The organism is Streptomyces sp. CA-278952 (genome assembly GCF_028747205.1).
Classification (GTDB): domain Bacteria; phylum Actinomycetota; class Actinomycetes; order Streptomycetales; family Streptomycetaceae; genus Streptomyces.
In genome coordinates this window covers 437,867-453,770 of record NZ_CP112880.1, presented here as the reverse complement: position 1 = coordinate 453,770, position 15,904 = coordinate 437,867, and the positions used below count along the sequence as shown (strand labels likewise).

The 15,904-nt window shown below is 72.2% G+C and carries 17 protein-coding genes; 10 read left to right on the top strand and 7 right to left on the bottom strand.

Going from position 1 to position 15,904, the window contains the following annotated elements; translation table 11 throughout:
* Positions 1–34: 34 nt before the first annotated feature.
* The 9 genes from N7925_RS01845 to N7925_RS01805 all read left to right on the top strand — a co-directional run bounded on the left by N7925_RS01845 (position 35) and on the right by N7925_RS01805 (position 8,549).
* Complete coding sequence (locus tag N7925_RS01845) at positions 35–904, top strand: cupin-like domain-containing protein (RefSeq protein WP_274342806.1); 870 nt, start codon at positions 35–37, stop codon at positions 902–904.
* On the top strand, positions 901–2,154 hold the full coding sequence (locus N7925_RS01840) for an 8-amino-7-oxononanoate synthase family protein (protein ID WP_274342805.1): 1,254 nt from the start codon (positions 901–903) through the stop codon (positions 2,152–2,154). Before N7925_RS01845 ends, N7925_RS01840 begins: the two co-directional genes overlap by 4 nt.
* Complete coding sequence (locus tag N7925_RS01835; RefSeq protein WP_274342804.1) at positions 2,151–3,020, top strand: HpcH/HpaI aldolase/citrate lyase family protein; 870 nt, start codon at positions 2,151–2,153, stop codon at positions 3,018–3,020. Before N7925_RS01840 ends, N7925_RS01835 begins: the two co-directional genes overlap by 4 nt.
* Complete coding sequence (locus tag N7925_RS01830; protein WP_265597723.1) at positions 3,017–4,045, top strand: ornithine cyclodeaminase family protein; 1,029 nt, start codon at positions 3,017–3,019, stop codon at positions 4,043–4,045. Before N7925_RS01835 ends, N7925_RS01830 begins: the two co-directional genes overlap by 4 nt.
* Positions 4,032–5,390 (top strand): hypothetical protein, encoded by a 1,359-nt coding sequence (locus N7925_RS01825; RefSeq protein ID WP_274342803.1) that lies wholly within the window; start codon positions 4,032–4,034, stop codon positions 5,388–5,390. The genes N7925_RS01830 and N7925_RS01825 overlap by 14 nt, the downstream gene beginning before the upstream one ends.
* Positions 5,391–5,488: 98 nt before the next feature.
* Positions 5,489–6,043, top strand: a complete 555-nt coding sequence (locus N7925_RS01820; protein ID WP_265597721.1) for a MaoC family dehydratase — start codon at positions 5,489–5,491, stop codon at positions 6,041–6,043.
* A 111-nt stretch (positions 6,044–6,154) separates the two neighbouring features.
* Entirely contained in the window at positions 6,155–6,604 is a 450-nt protein-coding gene (locus N7925_RS01815; protein WP_265597720.1) for a nuclear transport factor 2 family protein, read from the top strand.
* A complete protein-coding gene (locus N7925_RS01810) occupies positions 6,601–7,806 on the top strand; it encodes an MFS transporter (RefSeq protein ID WP_274342802.1) in 1,206 nt (401 codons plus the stop codon). Before N7925_RS01815 ends, N7925_RS01810 begins: the two co-directional genes overlap by 4 nt.
* 77 nt (positions 7,807–7,883) lie before the next feature.
* Positions 7,884–8,549: an ATP-dependent endonuclease gene (locus N7925_RS01805; RefSeq protein ID WP_265597718.1), complete on the top strand. Its 666-nt coding sequence runs from the start codon at positions 7,884–7,886 to the stop codon at positions 8,547–8,549.
* A gap of 90 nt (positions 8,550–8,639) precedes the next feature.
* Here N7925_RS01805 and N7925_RS01800 read toward each other — a convergent pair whose 3' ends face one another.
* From N7925_RS01800 to N7925_RS01790, 3 genes are read right to left on the bottom strand one after another with little or no spacing between them, the layout of a single operon-like run.
* Entirely contained in the window at positions 8,640–10,787 is a 2,148-nt protein-coding gene (locus N7925_RS01800; RefSeq protein ID WP_274342801.1) for an iron ABC transporter permease, read from the bottom strand.
* 2 nt (positions 10,788–10,789) lie between these two features.
* Positions 10,790–11,764 carry an ABC transporter substrate-binding protein gene (locus N7925_RS01795; protein WP_274342800.1) on the bottom strand — a complete coding sequence of 325 codons (975 nt, stop codon included), beginning with the start codon at positions 11,762–11,764 and terminating at the stop codon, positions 10,790–10,792.
* An 8-nt stretch (positions 11,765–11,772) separates the two neighbouring features.
* Entirely contained in the window at positions 11,773–12,573 is an 801-nt protein-coding gene (locus N7925_RS01790; protein ID WP_274346382.1) for an ABC transporter ATP-binding protein, read from the bottom strand.
* A 566-nt stretch (positions 12,574–13,139) separates the two neighbouring features.
* On the opposite strand from N7925_RS01790, the gene N7925_RS01785 reads away from it, so the two are divergent.
* Complete coding sequence (locus tag N7925_RS01785; RefSeq protein ID WP_265597715.1) at positions 13,140–13,583, top strand: subtilase-type protease inhibitor; 444 nt, start codon at positions 13,140–13,142, stop codon at positions 13,581–13,583.
* A 311-nt stretch (positions 13,584–13,894) separates the two neighbouring features.
* Here the strand turns inward: N7925_RS01785 and rpsR are convergent, their stop codons facing one another.
* The 4 genes from rpsR to rpmG form a co-directional block, all read right to left on the bottom strand.
* Positions 13,895–14,143, bottom strand: a complete 249-nt coding sequence (gene rpsR, locus N7925_RS01780; RefSeq protein WP_018955787.1) for a 30S ribosomal protein S18 — start codon at positions 14,141–14,143, stop codon at positions 13,895–13,897.
* Positions 14,144–14,211: 68 nt separating this feature from the next.
* On the bottom strand, positions 14,212–15,366 hold the full coding sequence (locus tag N7925_RS01775) for a CobW family GTP-binding protein (protein WP_274342799.1): 1,155 nt from the start codon (positions 15,364–15,366) through the stop codon (positions 14,212–14,214).
* A complete protein-coding gene (locus N7925_RS01770) occupies positions 15,363–15,617 on the bottom strand; it encodes a type B 50S ribosomal protein L31 (protein ID WP_265597713.1) in 255 nt (84 codons plus the stop codon). Before N7925_RS01770 ends, N7925_RS01775 begins: the two co-directional genes overlap by 4 nt.
* 70 nt (positions 15,618–15,687) lie before the next feature.
* A complete protein-coding gene (gene rpmG, locus N7925_RS01765) occupies positions 15,688–15,843 on the bottom strand; it encodes a 50S ribosomal protein L33 (protein WP_274342798.1) in 156 nt (51 codons plus the stop codon).
* Positions 15,844–15,904 lie beyond the last annotated feature (61 nt).

Below are 15,904 nucleotides of genomic sequence, written 5' to 3'. Positions count from 1 at the left end.
CATGAGACCCGGCGAAGAGAGGAGGACCAGCGACATGGCAGTTCCGGAAGCTGTGCCAGGGTCGAACGGGGCAGCGGGTGTCGAGATCACCCGTATGTCGTTCGACGAGTTCCTGGCCGTGGGCCCCCGGGGTCTGTACAAGGCCGACCGCCCCGTGGTGATCAAGCTGCCGGCCGACGTGCAGGGACTCGGACGGCACGAAGTGGCCGCGCGCCTGGCCGAGATGACCGTCACCCTGTTCACCGAGCCGGGCGACAAGAACCACCCGGGGCGCTGGGAGACTCGGGACATCAAGCTCCGCGAGTTCTTCGCGGACGAGCAGCACCTGACCAGCACGGACACCTGGCACCGGGTGGTGTCGAACATCCGCAGCAGCCCGGCCGACGTGAACGCCGTCATCGGTTTCGACGCCGAGGAGTTCTTCGGCTACGGCGACAGCCTGTACGCGGCCAACCTGTGGATCAGCCACCGCGGTGTCTTCACCAAGAACCACTTCGACGAGTTCGAGAACTTCAACATCGCGCTCGAGGGCCGCAAGCGGTTCATCATCGCCCCACCCGGCGTTCGGGCCTACTACCCGAGGTCGGTCCTGCGCGGGTTCGGCGACAAGTCGAACGTGGTCGACCTCGACGACGTCGACCTGGCGCGCTACCCGAGGCTCGCGGCCAAGCTCGCCCAACGCCGCGACTTCGTCCTCGAACCGGGCCACATGCTCTACCTGCCGCTCGGCTGGTGGCACCAGGCCGAATCGCTGGACGAGCTGAACATCAACGTCAACTTCTGGCTCAAGTCCAAGAAGATCCTCCACCGGCCGCACGTACTCGGCGTCGCCCTGTACACGTACGCCTACCGGAGGCTCAAGGGCGTCTACAGCTACAAGCCCACCGAGGGGAAATCCCGATGAGCGAGCGCAGGACCATCACCCCCACCCACCGGTACCGCAACAACGACAAACTCATCGGGATCGGCAACGCCTTCTGGAACCAGTCCTACGAGAACGGGGTCGCCGGCATCGTCGGCGACCTGGAGGACGGCGTGTTCCACATGCCCGACGGGCATGAATTCGTCAACTTCACCGTCTGCTCCTACCTGGACCTGGACACCCACCCCAAGGTCATCGACGGTGCGGTCGCCTCGCTGCGCCGCTTCGGGGTGCTCGACCACTGCATCCCGCGCACCCGCGTCCAGACACCGGTGCTGCTGGAACTGGAGGAGTCGCTGGGCGAGCTGTTCGGCGCGATGGTGATCAGCGCGATCTCCACCGCGGCGGCCAGCACCGGTCTGCTGCCGATGATCGCGTCGGGACACCTCGGCAACGGCGTCAAGCCGCTGATGGTCTTCGACAAGAACGCCCATGTCTCCCTGGCCAACGCCAAGCCGAGCTGCGCCGACGAGAGCGAGGTCGTGACCTGCGGCCACCACGACCTCGACTTCATCGAGGACAGGTGCCGCACCTACGAACGCGTCTGCTACGTGGTGGACGGCTCGGACAGTCTCGGAGGCTACGCGCCCGTCAAGGAGCTGGCCGAACTCCAGGAGAAGTACAACCTCCTGGTCTTCTACGACGACTCGCACTCGCTGTCCGCGTACGGCGAGCGCGGCATCGGCTACGTACGCACCCACTCCCCGGTGCTCGACGAGCGGACCATCACCGTGGCGACCCTGACCAAGGGATTCGGAGCCGGAGGCACGGCGATCCTGCTCGACGGCTACCCCGAGGAGACGCGCCGGCTCATCGAACGGTTCGCGGGCCCGCTGGGCTACTCGCAGAAGATGAACGCCGCCGCGGTCGGCGCGGCACTCGCCTCGGCCGAGATCCACCGCACCGAGGAACTCACCCGGCTGCAGGAGCGCCTGCGGTCCAACATCGCGCTGTTCGACTCGCTCGTCCTGACCGAGCAGGCCGACAGCACCTACCCGATCCGGGTGGTGCCGATGAGCGACGACACGGTCGTCGCGGCCGCCAGGCAGGTCTTCGCGGCCGGGTTCTACACCTCACCGGTGTTCTTCCCGATCGTCGCACGCGGCACCGCCGGACTGCGGGTCATGCTGCGGGCCGGCCAGAGCGCCGACCAGATCAAGCGGCTCTGCACCGCGCTGATCGAGGCCGGGGCACGCCCGGCGGCCACACCCTCCGGGGCGGTGAACCGGTGACCGGGGCGGCGAGGGCGATCCCGCGCTCCATCCTCTACACGCCGGCCCTGTCACCGGAAAAGGTGGTGAAGGCCTGGTCGTACGACGCGGATGTCCACCTGATCGACCTGGAGGACTCCGTACCGCCCGCCGACAAGCAGGCCGCCCGCACGGTCTGCCGGGCCGCGCTGGAGAAAACGCCGAAACCGGGAAACGTCGCCGTGCGGATGAACGAACTCGGCAGCCTCGCGGGGGTCCAGGACGTGTCGATGCTGGCCGAGGGCCCGGTACGGCCCGGCATCGTCCTGATGACGATGGTGACCTCGGCGGACGAGGTCGACCTGCTGCGCCGGATGCTGGCCTCGGCCGGCGCGTCCCCCGAGATCTACGTGACGGTGGAGACGGCCGAGGCGGTCACCCGCATCGACTCCATCGCGCGCTCCGCCGACGGTCTGGTGCTCGGCTCGGCCGACCTGGCCGCCACACTCGGTGTCGACATCAGCTGGGAGGCCATGCTGGCCGCCCGGCAGGCGATGGCGCTGGCCTGCGCCCGGTACGGCACGGCGTGCGTCGACACCGCCAACTACCGGCTCGCCGAACCGGCGGTCCTCGCCGAGGAGACCACCCGGGCGCGGGCGCTCGGCTTCCACGGCAAGGCGACGGTGCACCCGGGCGAACTCGACGTGATCAACCGCCTCCTGCGGCCCCGGCCCGACGAGCTGGGACAGGCCCGCCGGGTGGTGGAGGCCGTCGCGGCGGCCGACGGCGGGATCGCCGTCCTGGAGGGCAACATGGTGGGCCCGCCGTTCGCCCGGCTGGCCCGCACCACCGTGGCGCGCGAGGACGCCTGGACGAGCCGGTTCGGCCGCGCGGGAGGGACCGCGTGAGCGCGCCGGTGATGGTCCAGGCCGCCGACATGGCCGGAACCCGGCGGATGCTCCGCGTGGTCGACGTACTCGGCGAGATGTTCGTCGACCTGGCCGCGGGCCGCACCCGCTCCCCGGCCCGCACGGTGCTCGAGCACGGCGACCGGCGCGTCCTCCTGGTCAGCCCCGCGGTCTGGGAGCGGCGCGCGGTGGGCAGCGTCAAGGTCACCACGCTCACCCCCGACAACCCGGTACGCGGGCTGCCGCTGATCCACGGGATCGTCGCGCTCACCGACCTGGAGACCGGGCAGATCACCGCGCTCCTGGACGGCGCCGAGCTCACCGCCGTCCGCACCGGTGCCGTCGCCGCTCTGGCGACCCGCTACTGCACTCCCGACGACGCCGACGACCTGGCGGTGATCGGCGCGGGGGTCCAGGCGCGCGCCCTCGTCCGGGCGGTGACGGCGGTCCGCCCGATCCGTCACCTCCGCGTCCACTCGCGCACGCGCGCCGGGGCCGAGGAGTTCGCCGACTGGATCCGCGACACCGCACCACGGCCCGTCCACGTGACGGTCTGCGCCACCGCGAGGGACGCCGTCACCGACGCGGCGATCATCTGCACGGCCACCTCGACCGACGACGGCACCCCCGTGGTGGAGGCGGACTGGGTGACCCCCGGGGCGCATGTGAACGTGATCGGCGGAACCCACCCGGACGCCGTCGAGCTCGCCCCCGCCCTGCTGGCCGATGCCGTGACCGTCGTCGAGGACCGGACCGCGGCGCTGGACGGCGCGGGCGAGATCCGGGCCGCACTGGCCGACGGCCTGATCAAGGCCGAGGACCTGTACGAACTGGGCGGCCTGGTGAGCGGCGCGGTCGACGCCACCGGCCGGACCACGGTCCTGCGCACGGTCGGCCTGGCCATCGAGGACACCGCCGCCGCGGTGGCGCTGTTCGAGGAGCGCGAGACGTCGGCCGAGCGGGGAACCGGCGGCCCGACCGCCGTTCCGCCAACGAAGGAGGGAGTGCCGGATGGACACGCATGAGGACCTCGGCCCGGGGCAGGGACACCCGTGGTTCGGCCGCCACCGGCTGAGGCCCGCCGCTTCGGCCGACGCGATCCGCCGGATGCTGCGACACGAGCTGCGGGACACCGGCTGGCCGTACCAGAAGGTCCTTCCCGCGGCGCCGCTGGCGATCCCGCGCGCGTCCTACGCCGAGATCTTCCGGGTGAGCGTCGCGCTGGTCGATCTGCTGCGCCGTGCCGCCCTGGAGAGCGGGCACACCACCACCGACCGGCTGACCGCCTACGCGATGCCCGCCACCGAGGACCGGCTGTGGGTGCGCGACCCGTTCGTCGAGGAGCGGTACGCCGACTCCGTGGTCCGCCCGGACCTCGTCATCGGGCCCGACGGGCCGCGGTTCCTGGAGTTCAACGTCAGCGGTGCGCTCGGGGGCGTGGTGGAGACCCAGAGCCGTCTGGCGGTGTGGCGCGCGCTGCACGCCGACGAGGAGGGCCGGGCCCCGTTCCGGTCGCCGAGCCCGTTCGCCGTACGCGCCGAGATGTTCCGGTCGCTCAGCGCGGAGTCGGCGGTGGCGCCGAGGGTGGCCGTCGTCGGCAGCGCCCGGGTGACCGGCGTGGAGCGACGGTACTTCGAGATGGAGGCCGACTACTACAACAGCCACGGCCTGACCGCACGCTTCTTCGAACCGGAGGAGCTGCCGGAGGCGTGGGACTGCGCCCCGCATCTGCGCTATCCGGTCGGGCTGCGGAACTTCACCATTCCGGACTGGCTCGACGCCGGCCTCGACACCACTCCGGTCCAGGACGCCCTGGACCACGGCTGCCTGCTGGTGGGCACCCAGACATCGACCTTCCTGCACAGCAAGCTCACCATGGGGCTCCTGTCGGAGGGACGGCCGTGGATGACCGAGGGCGAGCGCGGGCTCATCGCGCGGTACCTGCCGTGGACGCGGATCCTCTCCGAGCGCAGGACCGACCGCGAGGGACGGCAGGTCGACCTGGTGCCGTTCGTGCTGAAGAACCGTGAGCGGCTCGTGCTCAAGGCCGCGCTGGGGGAGAGCGGACAACAGGTGACCATCGGCCGCGAGGCCGATCAGGCCGCGTGGGAGTCGGCCGTCGGTGAGGTCGTCCAGGGCCGCACCAGCGTGGTGCAGGAGTTCGTCCAGCCGGAGACCTGCCGGGTCGCGCTGATCGCCGACGGGGTCGACGAGCCGTACGACGCCGAGGTCGCCCCGGTGCTGGGGCCCCTGATCTTCGGCGGCCGGCCGGCCGGGCTGTTCTGCCGGTTCTTCGGCGACGGCTCCGCCGGGATCGTCAGCGTCCGGGGCGGAACGAGCAGCTCCGACAACGTGATGGTGGCGATCTGACCGCAGCACCGCGCACGCCCCGCCCACGCCCCGCCCCGCGTACCGGCGCGCCCGTCCGCGCCGCCCCTGATCGAGTGACATCACCGGAGAGATGCCGCATGACCCTGCGTCACGTCAAGGACAACGAGTACGTCGAGGAACACGGCGGGGACTACGAGGACTTCGAGCCGGGCATGGTGATCCGGCACTGGCCGGGCCGTACCCTCTCGGAGGCCGACAACACCTGGCTGACCCTGCTGACGATGAATCAGCACCCGCTCCACTTCGACCAGCACTACGGCGCCGGCGCCGAGTACGGAAGGGTCCTGGTGAACAGCGGCATCACGCTGTGCCTGGTCGGCGGGATGACCGTGCAGGCGCTGTCGGCGCGGGCGGTGGCCAACCTGGGCTGGGACAGGGTCCGTCTGAAGAGCCCCGTCTTCGTCGGCGACACCCTCTACGCGACGAGCCGCATCCTCGACAAGCGGCTGTCCCGGTCCCGGCCGGGGCAGGGCATCATCACGGTAGAGACGACCGGCACGAAGTCGACGGGGGAGACCGTCATCGTCTTCGAGCGGTCCTTCATGGTCCGCTGCCGTGAGCTGCCCGACGCACCGACGGGCCAGGACCCCGAGGGCGCGACCGCCGCTGTCGAGGGAGGTCCGCCCGCGTAGCGCACGGAACCGCCGGCCCCGTTCCCGCCCCGGGCCCGTTCGGTTCCTGGGCGGCCCCCGCCCGGCCGCCCAGGAACTGCGACCCGTGTGCCCCGCGGCTACGCTCGAACGATGGAAGACAGCGGAGCCGGCTCCGGGCCGCCGCCGAACGGCGCCGACGCCCAGGCCCCTGCGGTACAGGCCCGGCTCGTCGCCCTGGTGGAGGAGTGGTCCGCCGCGATCGTCTCGAACGACGTACCGCGGATCAGGGCCTTCATGGCGGACGAATGGGTCATCGTCTCCGAGTCCGGCATCACGGACCGGGACGCGTTCCTCGGCTACGTCGCGTCCGGCGACCTGACCCACTCGGCGATGCGGGCCATCAGCCCGTCGAGGGTCCGCGTCCACCAGGACACCGCCACGGTCACCGCACGGATGACGAACACGGCCCACTACGGTGGCCGCCGCTTCGACGCCGACGAATGGGTCACGGACGTCTTCGTCCGGCGCGACGGCCGCTGGCTGTGCGCGCTCACCCACATCACCTCCGCCGCCCCGGCGGACCCTCCGTCCGACGCATGAGCCGGACACCCGGCTCCGCCCACCGCGGGAAACGCCTCGGCTACCCGGCCGCGGCGGCCGTCTTCGCCGTCGGCATGGCGGGCACCACGCTCCCCACACCGCTCTACGGCCTCTACCGGGAACAGCTCGGCTTCTCCGAGCTGATGGTGACCGTGGTGTTCGCCGTCTACGCCCTGGGCGTGATCGCCACCCTGCTGCTCGCCGGGAACGTCTCCGACGAAGCGGGGCGGCGGCCCGTCCTCCTGGCCGCCCTGGGCTTCTCGGCGGCCAGTGCCTTCTGTTTCCTCTTCGAGGGCGGGCTCCCCGCCCTCTTCGCCGGACGTCTCCTCTCCGGGTTCGCCGCCGGACTGCTGAGCGGCGCTGCGACGGTCACCGTGATGGAACTGGCCCCGCCGGGACGCGCGGCCCGGGCGGGGCTGGCCGCGACCGCCGCGAACATGGGCGGCCTGGGGTGCGGCCCGCTGCTGTCCGGACTGCTCGCCGAGTACGCCCCCTGGCCCCTGCGGCTGCCCTTCGCCGTACACCTGGCGCTGATCGTCGTGGCCGCCGTACTGACCTGGTTCCTCCCCGAGCCGGTCGCCTCCGCCCGGGGACGGGGAGTGCGGCTGCGGCCCCAGGGCCTGGCCGTCCCGCCCGCGATGCGCGGCGTGTTCGCCACCTCGGCGCTGGCCGCCTTCGCCGGGTTCTCCCTGCTGGGCCTCTTCACCGCGGTCGCCCCCGCGTTCGTGGCCGAGACGCTCGACGTGCACAACCTGGCCCTGACGGGACTCGTCGTCTTCTCCGTCTTCCTCGCCTCGACGGCCGGGCAGGCACTCATGGGGCGGGTCGGCGAACGGCGGGCCCTGCCGGGCGGCTGCTTCGTCCTGGTCGCGGGCCTTCTCCTGGTGGGCGCCTCGTTGCTGTTCACCTCGCTTCCCCTGCTCATCGCCGGTGCGCTGTGCGGCGGCCTCGGCCAGGGGCTCGCGTTCCGGGGCGCGGTGACGGCGATCAGCGCCGCCGCGCCTCCCGAGCACCGGGCCGCGACCGTGTCCGCCTTCTTCGTCATCGCCTACCTGGGCATCTCCCTGCCCGTGGTCGGCGTCGGCGCCCTCACCCTGGGCATCGGACTCAGGAACGCCGGACTGACCTTCGCCGGCTGTGTCCTGGCGCTCGCCCTGGGCGTCGGCATGTACCTGGCGCGCAGACCTCCCGCACCCCGCTGACGTACCCGGGGACAGCCCTCGTCGGCCTACCGGAAAACCCTTGCCGTAACCGCTGATCACGGTGCGAGACTGGCCCCGTGGACACAGCGACGCGCTTCCGGCAGACGGTCATCTCCTGGGCCGCGGGCGACGCGGACACGCCGGCGCCCGCCGAGGCCGGGACCGCCCGTGAGCTGGCGGCCAACCTGAGCCTGCGCACCGTGGTGCTGGTCGAGGGCGTCAGCGACCGGGCGGCGGTCGAGGCCCTCGCCGAACGCCAGGGGCGCACCCTGAGCGCCGAGGGCGTCGTGGTCGTGCCGCTCGGGGGCGCCACCAGCATCACCCGCTATCTGCGCCTGCTGGGGCCCGCCGGGCTCGACGCCCGGCCCGCCGGCCTCTGCGACGCGGCGGAGGAGCGCTTCTTCCGCCAGGGCCTGGAGCGGACCGGTTTCGGCACCGCCCGGACACCCGACGACCTGGCGGCGCTGGGCTTCTTCACCTGCCACGCCGACCTGGAGGACGAACTGATCCGGGCGCTCGGCACGGACGGCGTCCAGCAGGTCATCGACGACCAGGGAGACCTGCGCACCTTCCGGATCTTCCAACGCCAGCCCGCCCAGCGGGAGCGGACGGTCGAGGCGCAGTTGCGGCGTTTCATGGGGACCATCGGCGGCCGCAAGGAGCACTACGCGCGAGCGCTGACGGAAGCACTGGACCTCGCACGCCTGCCGAAACCGCTGGACGGACTCCTCTCCCACATCTGACCGGGGGCGCTGCTGACCACCCTTCCCGGGGAAACGCCGGAGCCGCGCGGTCGTCGACCGCGCGGCTCCGGAACCGGGACAGCTCCGCACTCACCCCTCGCGCCGCGACCGCCAGAGCAGCCAGATGAAGTACGGGGCGCCGATCACGGCCGTCAGCAGTCCGACCGGGATCTGCGCCGGAGCGATGATCGCCCGGCCGACCAGGTCCGACACGACCACCAGCAGCGCGCCGAGCAGCGCGCTCACCGGTATCACCCGCACATGACTGCGGCCCACCAGGGCACGCGCCGCGTGCGGGGCGACGAGGCCGACGAACCCGATCACGCCGACCGCCGCCACGGCACCCGCCGTCAGCAGGACGGCCAGGCTCAAGAGCGCGAGCCGGGTGGCGCCGATCCGCACACCGAGCAGGGCGGGCGTCTCGTCGTCCAGCCCGATCAGGTCCAGCTCGCGGCGCATCAACGCCAGGACGGGCAGCGCGACGACCAGACCCACCAGCACCGGGACCAGCTCGGGGAACGTCCGCCCGTACGTCGAGCCGCCGAGCCAGGCCAGCGCCTTCGTCTCGTTGTGCGGGTCGGTGAGCACGATCAGCAGACTCACGAACGCGCCCGCACCGGCCTGGACGCCGATACCGATGAGCACCAGGCGGTTCTGTTCCAGTCCGCGGCGCGCGGCGAGACCGAACACCAGCGCCGCGGCGGCCGTCGCACCGGCCAGCGCGGAGCCGCCGATCAGCCAGAAACTCGCCAGCGGTACGACGGTGAGGACGGCGACCGCCCCGACCCCCGCCCCGCTGACGACGCCGAGGACGCCCGGCTCCGCCAGCGGGTTGCGCGACACCGCCTGGACGACGGCTCCCGCGACGGCCAGCGCCGCACCGGCCAGCAGGGCGGCGGCGACCCGGGGGACGCGCGTGTCCAGGACGTAACCGACGAACTGCCCCGCCCGGCCGGTGAGCCAGTTGCCCACGTCGCCCAGGAGCAGCGTCGCGTCGCCGAAGAGCGTCGCCGCCACCACCGCGCCGAGAAGCCCCACGGCCGTCGCCACCAGCGTGAGGACGAATGCCCGCCGGCTGCGCAGCCGGGCGAACGCCGTCGAGCCGCTGTCCGTGCCCATGTCGCGCGACCGGTAGGCCAGGACGATCAGGACGAGCGCGCCGAAGCAGGTCGTGACGATGCCGGTGGGCACCTCGGCACCCGCCTGCGCGCCGAACACCGCGCGCAGAGCCACGTCCGCGCCGAGCACCACGAGCACACCCGCGAGCGCCGACGCCGGGATGAACGCGTGGTGCCGGACCAGGCCCGGGATCCATGTGCTGAGCAGCCGGACCACGGCGGGCGCGCACAGGCCGACGAAGCCGACCGGCCCCGCGACCGCCACGGACACCGCCGCCAGCAGCACCGCGAGAATGACGGCGGTGCTGCGCGTCAGCCGGGCGCTCACGCCCACGACCGCGGCGCCGTCGTCGCCGAGGGCGAGGATGTCCAGCCGCCTGCCGAGCAGCATCAGTCCGGCGAACGCCACGAGCGCGACCGGGGCGAGCCGGTCGATGGACTCCATGCCGATCTGGGCGAGCGAACCGTTGCCCCAGGCGAACAGCCCGGTCGTCTGCTGGGAGCGCAGGAGCAGCAGCATCCCGCTCAGCCCGGACAGGGCGAGGGTGAGCGCCGAGCCCGCGAGCACCAGCCGGATCGGTCCGGCCCCCGCCCGGGACAGGCCGAGGACGACGCCCGCCGCCAGCAGCCCGCCGAGGAACGCCGTGGCGCCGGCCGGCAGCGCGGGCAGCGTGATGCCGAACGCGGCGACGGCCACCACGGCGAGGTACGCGCCCGCGTTGACGGCGAGTGTGTCGGGGGAGGCCAGCATGTTGCGCGACACCGACTGGAGGGCCGCGCCCGCAGCACCGAGCGCGCAGCCGACGAGGAGCCCCGCAGCGAGCCGGGGCAGCCGGGAGTCCAGGACGACGGCGGCCGTCTGCTCGTCGGCACTCCGGTCGGAGGCGGCCCCGGTGGCCAACTGCCAGAGCGTGTGCAGATCGACGGCGGCGGTGCCCTGGCCCACGTGCACGATGGCGAGGGCGGCCAGCGCGACGATCCCCGCGATCGCGAGGAGGAACATCCGGCCGCGACGGGCCGGCGGGCCGGCCGCCACCGGGGAACCGGCCCCGGCCTGACCGGCCGCGCCCGCCCCGGTCTTCGCGGGGACGGGCGGGGCGGTTGTAATGCGTGTGCTCATCGTCAGGCGGTCAGTGCGCCGACGAGGGCGTCGATGTACTCGCGCATCGACGCGGTGGAGCCGAACATCCAGATGCCGTCGGGCAGCCGGTGGGCCTCGTCGTCCTTGACGAACGGGAGCGACTTCCACACCGCGTTGTCCTTGAGGCCGTCGGCGAACGGGTCGCCCCCGTCGGAGTCGTTGGCGATGTACGCGAACTGCGCGTCGCCGATCTTCGTGAGACCCTCGACATCGGTCGCCGCCAGGCCGTAGGCCTTGTCGCCCTTCAGCTTCCACGGGTCGACGAGGCCGAGTTCGGTGTTCACGTCGGAGAGCAGCGAGCCCTTGACGTACGGGCGCACCGAGACCTGGTTGCCCTCCTGCCAGCCGTCGGCGAAGGCGACCTTCTCGCCGTCCAGCCCGGCGTCCGCGAGCTTCTTCCTGCCGTCCGCGACCGCCTTGCGGAAGGAGTCGACCTCGGCCTCGGCCTTGTCCTCGGTGCCGGTGGCCTTGCCGATGAGCTCGACGGTGTCGACCATCTGGTCGATCTGCCGGCCCGCGTCGGCCGAGCGCACCACGGCGACCGGGGCGGCCTTGGACAGCTGCGCGATGGCGGAGTCGGACAGGTCGGTGGTGGCGATGATGAGGTCGGGCTCGAGACCGGCGACGGTGGCGACGCTGGGCTCGCCCCGGGTGCCTATGTCCTTGACGCCCTTGGTGAGCGGCGCGGCCGTGTTGTACGCGGTGTAGCCCTTGACGTCGGCCACCCCGACCGGCTGGACGCCGAGGGTCACGAGCGACTCGACGACGTTCCACTCGGTGCCGACGACGCGCGTCGCCGGCCCGTCGAGCGTGATCTTCTTGCCGCGGGAGTCGGTGATCGTCACCGCGCTGTCCTTGGCGGACTCCTTCTTCGGCGCCTCGGTGGTGCCGCAGGCCGTGAGGGCGAGCGCGGCCGCGCCGGCGAGGACGGGCCACGTCAGGTGCTGGTTCTTCATGAGGGTGTTCAGGGCCTTTCGGAACGAAGGTGGTGCCGGCCGACCGCGCGGGTGCGCGGGATGCCGGTGGAGGAGTCGGGTTCGACGTCGATGCGGATGCCGTACGCGTCGCTGAGCCGCTCGGGGGCGTACACCTCCGCGGGCGTGCCCGCGGCGACGATCCGCCCGGACGAGAGGAGGACGACCTGGTCGGCCACGGCGGCGGCCTGGTCCAGGTCGTGCAGGACGACGCCGACGGTGACGCCGTGGGTGTCGGCGAGGTCGCGGACCAGGTCGAGGATCTCGACCTGGTAGCGCAGGTCGAGATAGGTGGTCGGCTCGTCGAGGAGGAGGACGTCGGTGTCCTGGGCCAGGCAGCAGGCGAACCAGACGCGTTGCAACTGCCCGCCGGACAGACTCTCCACCCCGCGGTCGGCGAACTCGGCGAGGTTCGTGACGGCCAGCGCGTGCTCGACCATCCGGGCGCCGTCCGGATCGGTTCCCCGGAGCCGGCCCCGGTAGGGGTGTCGGCCGAATCCGACCACGTCGCGCACGCTGAGCCCGGCCGGCGCGTTCCGGCTCTGCGCGAGCAGGGTGACCCGGCGGGCGAAGTCGGAGCGCGACAGGGCGAGGGCGTCGACGGGCCCGGTGCCCTCGCCCTGTGCCGCCACGGTCACCCTGCCGGTGCGGGCCTTGTGCAGCCGGGCCACCGCCCGCAACAGGGTGGATTTCCCACTGCCGTTCGGCCCGATGAGCGCGGTGACGCGACCGCACGGAAGCCGGAGGTCGGCCCCGTGCACGACGTCGGTACGGTCGTACGCGATCGTCATGTCGCGGGCGTCGAGGCCGGCATCGGGTTCGGGGCCCGCGAAGGCCGTGGCCCTGGCCGGGCCGGGCTCGGCGCCGGGGCGGGGTGCGGCGGCGGCACCGGCAGCGGGCGCGGAGCGCCGACGCGGCGGTGGGTCTTCTCGGTCGAGGGCAGGATCGATCACGACCGTGAGGTTAGCCTAACCTAAATTGCCCTGGTCAAGCAGGATGCGGAATCGTATCCTCCGCGTGACCCTCGGGTGGTTCGCCGTCCGGTTGCCGGTCGTCGTCGAGGGGCGGTCGAGCGGGCGCGAGAGTCCCGGGTGGCGGTACTTTCCGGCCGAAGCGGCGATGTGGCGCATCGATGGGTTCCCGTATGTCCGCAGGTCGGACGGTAGTTTCGCGTTGAACCGCCGAAACCCGTCCATATGCTGGACGGCTCGCACGGGGCGTCTGAGCTGCCCGAATGACCGTTCGTTCGGCTCGAACGCCCGTCTGCGGCTGGAAGCCGGTCGTCGATGTGCGCTTACTTTCCGCATGCGTAAGACTCCTGACCGCAATCAGGTACTCGACCAAGGAGTCTTCACTCATGCGACGCAACCCTCACGCGATCTTCGCAACCGTCACGGCGGGCGCCCTTCTGCTCGGCGGATTCGCGACCGCCACCGCCCAGGCCGCGCCGGCGGGGGCGGAGAGCCTCTACGCGCCCTCGGCGCTCGTCCTCACCGTGGCCCGCGGCGACGACCCGCTGACCGCCACCGTCGAGCGTGCCGTGACGCTCACCTGCGCCCCCACCGCCGAGGGGACGCACCCCACTCCCGTTGCGGCCTGCAAGGAACTGGCCGCGGTCCAGGGGAAGTTCTCCGAGCTGACCGCCGGTCCGTCGAACCGGACCTGTACCCGCCAGTGGGACCCGATCGTCGTGACCGCCCACGGCGTCTGGCAGGGCAAGCGGGTCCAGTTCAGCACCGCCTACGGCAATGCCTGCGAGATGGCGGGCAGCACGAACGACAACGCCGTATTCGCCTTCTGATCCACCAGGGCGCGCCGACGCCGGGATGACGGAGCACGACTCCGTACCGCCCGACCGCGTCCGGCGACCGGCCCTGCCCGGCGTGCCCCGCACACGCCCCCCGTTCGCGACGACCGGGAGCCATGCGGCCGCCCCAGCCGTTTCCGCCGCGGCCGGCAGCGACCCGCCCCGGTCGGTTCGTCACCGGATCCTCCCGAGTCCAGGTGCGAACACCCACTGGTTCGCCTCGGCGAAGTCCGCCCGGATCGCCTGCGTCGAGCCCGTACCTTCCCGGTCACCGGATCCGAGCGTCGCGGCCGGGGCGTCGCGCGCTACTTGCCCGCCGCGGATCCGGTGTACGGCAGCAGGGCCATCTCGCGGGCGTTCTTGATGGCCGCGGCCATCTGCCGCTGTTGCCGGGCGCTGATCCGGGTGACCCGGCGGCTGCGGATCTTCCCTCGGTCGGAGATGAACCTCCGCAGCAGATCGGTGTCCTTGTAGTCGATGTACGTGATCCTGGCGGCGTCCAGGGGGTTCGGCCGGTTCTTGAGCGGCTTTCGGGGGTCCTGCTGACGTGCCATGGGGGCTTCCTTCGTGCTCGGTGTGCGGTCGGTGGCCGTTCGGGTCGCGGGGTGCGGGGGACGGGGCGTCAGTGCACCGGGTCGAGGAGCGTGTCGAACGCGGCGGGCAGGTTCTTCCATGTCTCCCGGCCGGAGCCGTACTCCTCGTCCGTGAGCAGGCAGGAGTCCAGCAGGCCGGTCAGGCCGTCGCGGTCGAGGCCGGGGGAGACGAAGACCAGGTGCTGGCAGCAGTCGCCGTGCTCCGGGTGCCAGTCCAGCGCGGCGGCCGCCCGTCGGTAGGGCGGCACCATGGACCAGGCGGCGTCCGGGAGCGAGGCGAGCCAGGGGCCGGTGTTCTCCACGCAGAGCGCCCCGCCCGCGGCATCCCAGGAGAGCAGGGTGTCGGGCCGGTCCGCGAGCCAGAACCGGCCCCGGCTGCGGGCCGCCGCGCAGCTCAGGTCCTCCAGCGCGTCGAGCAGGCGCTCGGGGTGGAAGGGGCGGTGCCGCCGCCAGACGAGCGTTCCCACCCCGGCCTCGTCGGCCTCCTGCGGAAGCAGCGCACAGGCCGGGTGCTGGCCCGCGTCCGCCGCCTCCACATCGAATCCCGCGAAGGCGAGCCGAGCCAACTCGGCCGATCCGGAGTCGGCCTGACGGGCCGTCGGGTTGAGCTGCCGGATCAGGGCATGGTCCTCGTCGTCGGCCGCCGGGCTGGGCGTCATGGCCAGCACGGGTGCGTACTCCACCTGCCGGGCCCAGGTGTCGCCGATGGTCCGCCGGTCGGCCGGCGCCGCCGCGAGACCGGCCTCGGCCAGATCGTCGCCGTTGGAGAGGCAGGGCAGGACCAGGGTGGGGTCGACCGCCGCGAACACGTTGGTGACCTCGGCGGCGGTGGTGTGCGCGGCGATCACCTCGGCCATGGACTTCGGCTCGACGGAGTCCCAGAGCTCCAGGACGGCGAGGCGGGTCCGTCCGTCCCCCGCGAGCCGTTCGAGTTCGGGTACGAGGTCCTCGCGCAGCGCGCAGCAGGCGCACGCGTTGACCAGCGGCGTCTCGCCGGAATCCAGCTCGCCGCCGGCGTCCCGCAGGGAGCGACGTACGGTTCCGCCGGTGGCCGTGGCCAGGTCGTGGTGGAGCGCGACGCTGTGCGGGACGTCCCGCAGCAGCCCTTCCACCACTTCGCGGCGGGCCTCGGAGTGCAGGCCGCAGACGATGACGACGGGCAGTTTCGTGCGGTGCTCGCTCACCGGGCCTCACCACGTCCGTAGCGGCGTTCGAAGCGCTCGACGCGTCCGGCGGTGTCCAGCACGCGGGCGGTGCCGGTGTAGAAGGGGTGGCTCGCGGAGGAGGTCTCCACGTCGACCACCGGGTAGGTGTTGCCGTCCTCCCAGGTGACGGTGCGGTCGCTGGTCATGGTCGAGCGGGTCAGGAACGCGAAGTCGGCGGCCTTGTCGCGGAAGACGACGGGGCCGTACGAGGGGTGGATTCCGGGCTTCATGAAGGTGTCCTAGGGGTCGGGTCCGGGTCGTGCGCGGGGGGAGCGGCGGGGCTTCCCGGCCTCAGCGCTCCTACCGGAAGTCGACATGACGTCGGGCGACCGGGTCGTACTTGCGCAGCACCATCCGGTCGGGGTCGTTCCGCCGGTTCTTGCGGGTGACGTAGGTGTAGCCGGTCCCCGCGATGGAGCGGAGCTTGATGACCGGGCGTACTTCGTTGCGAGCCATGGGCGCTACTATATGGCAATGGTTTCCATTTTCAATAATGGATGCGTCGAAGGAGAGGCAG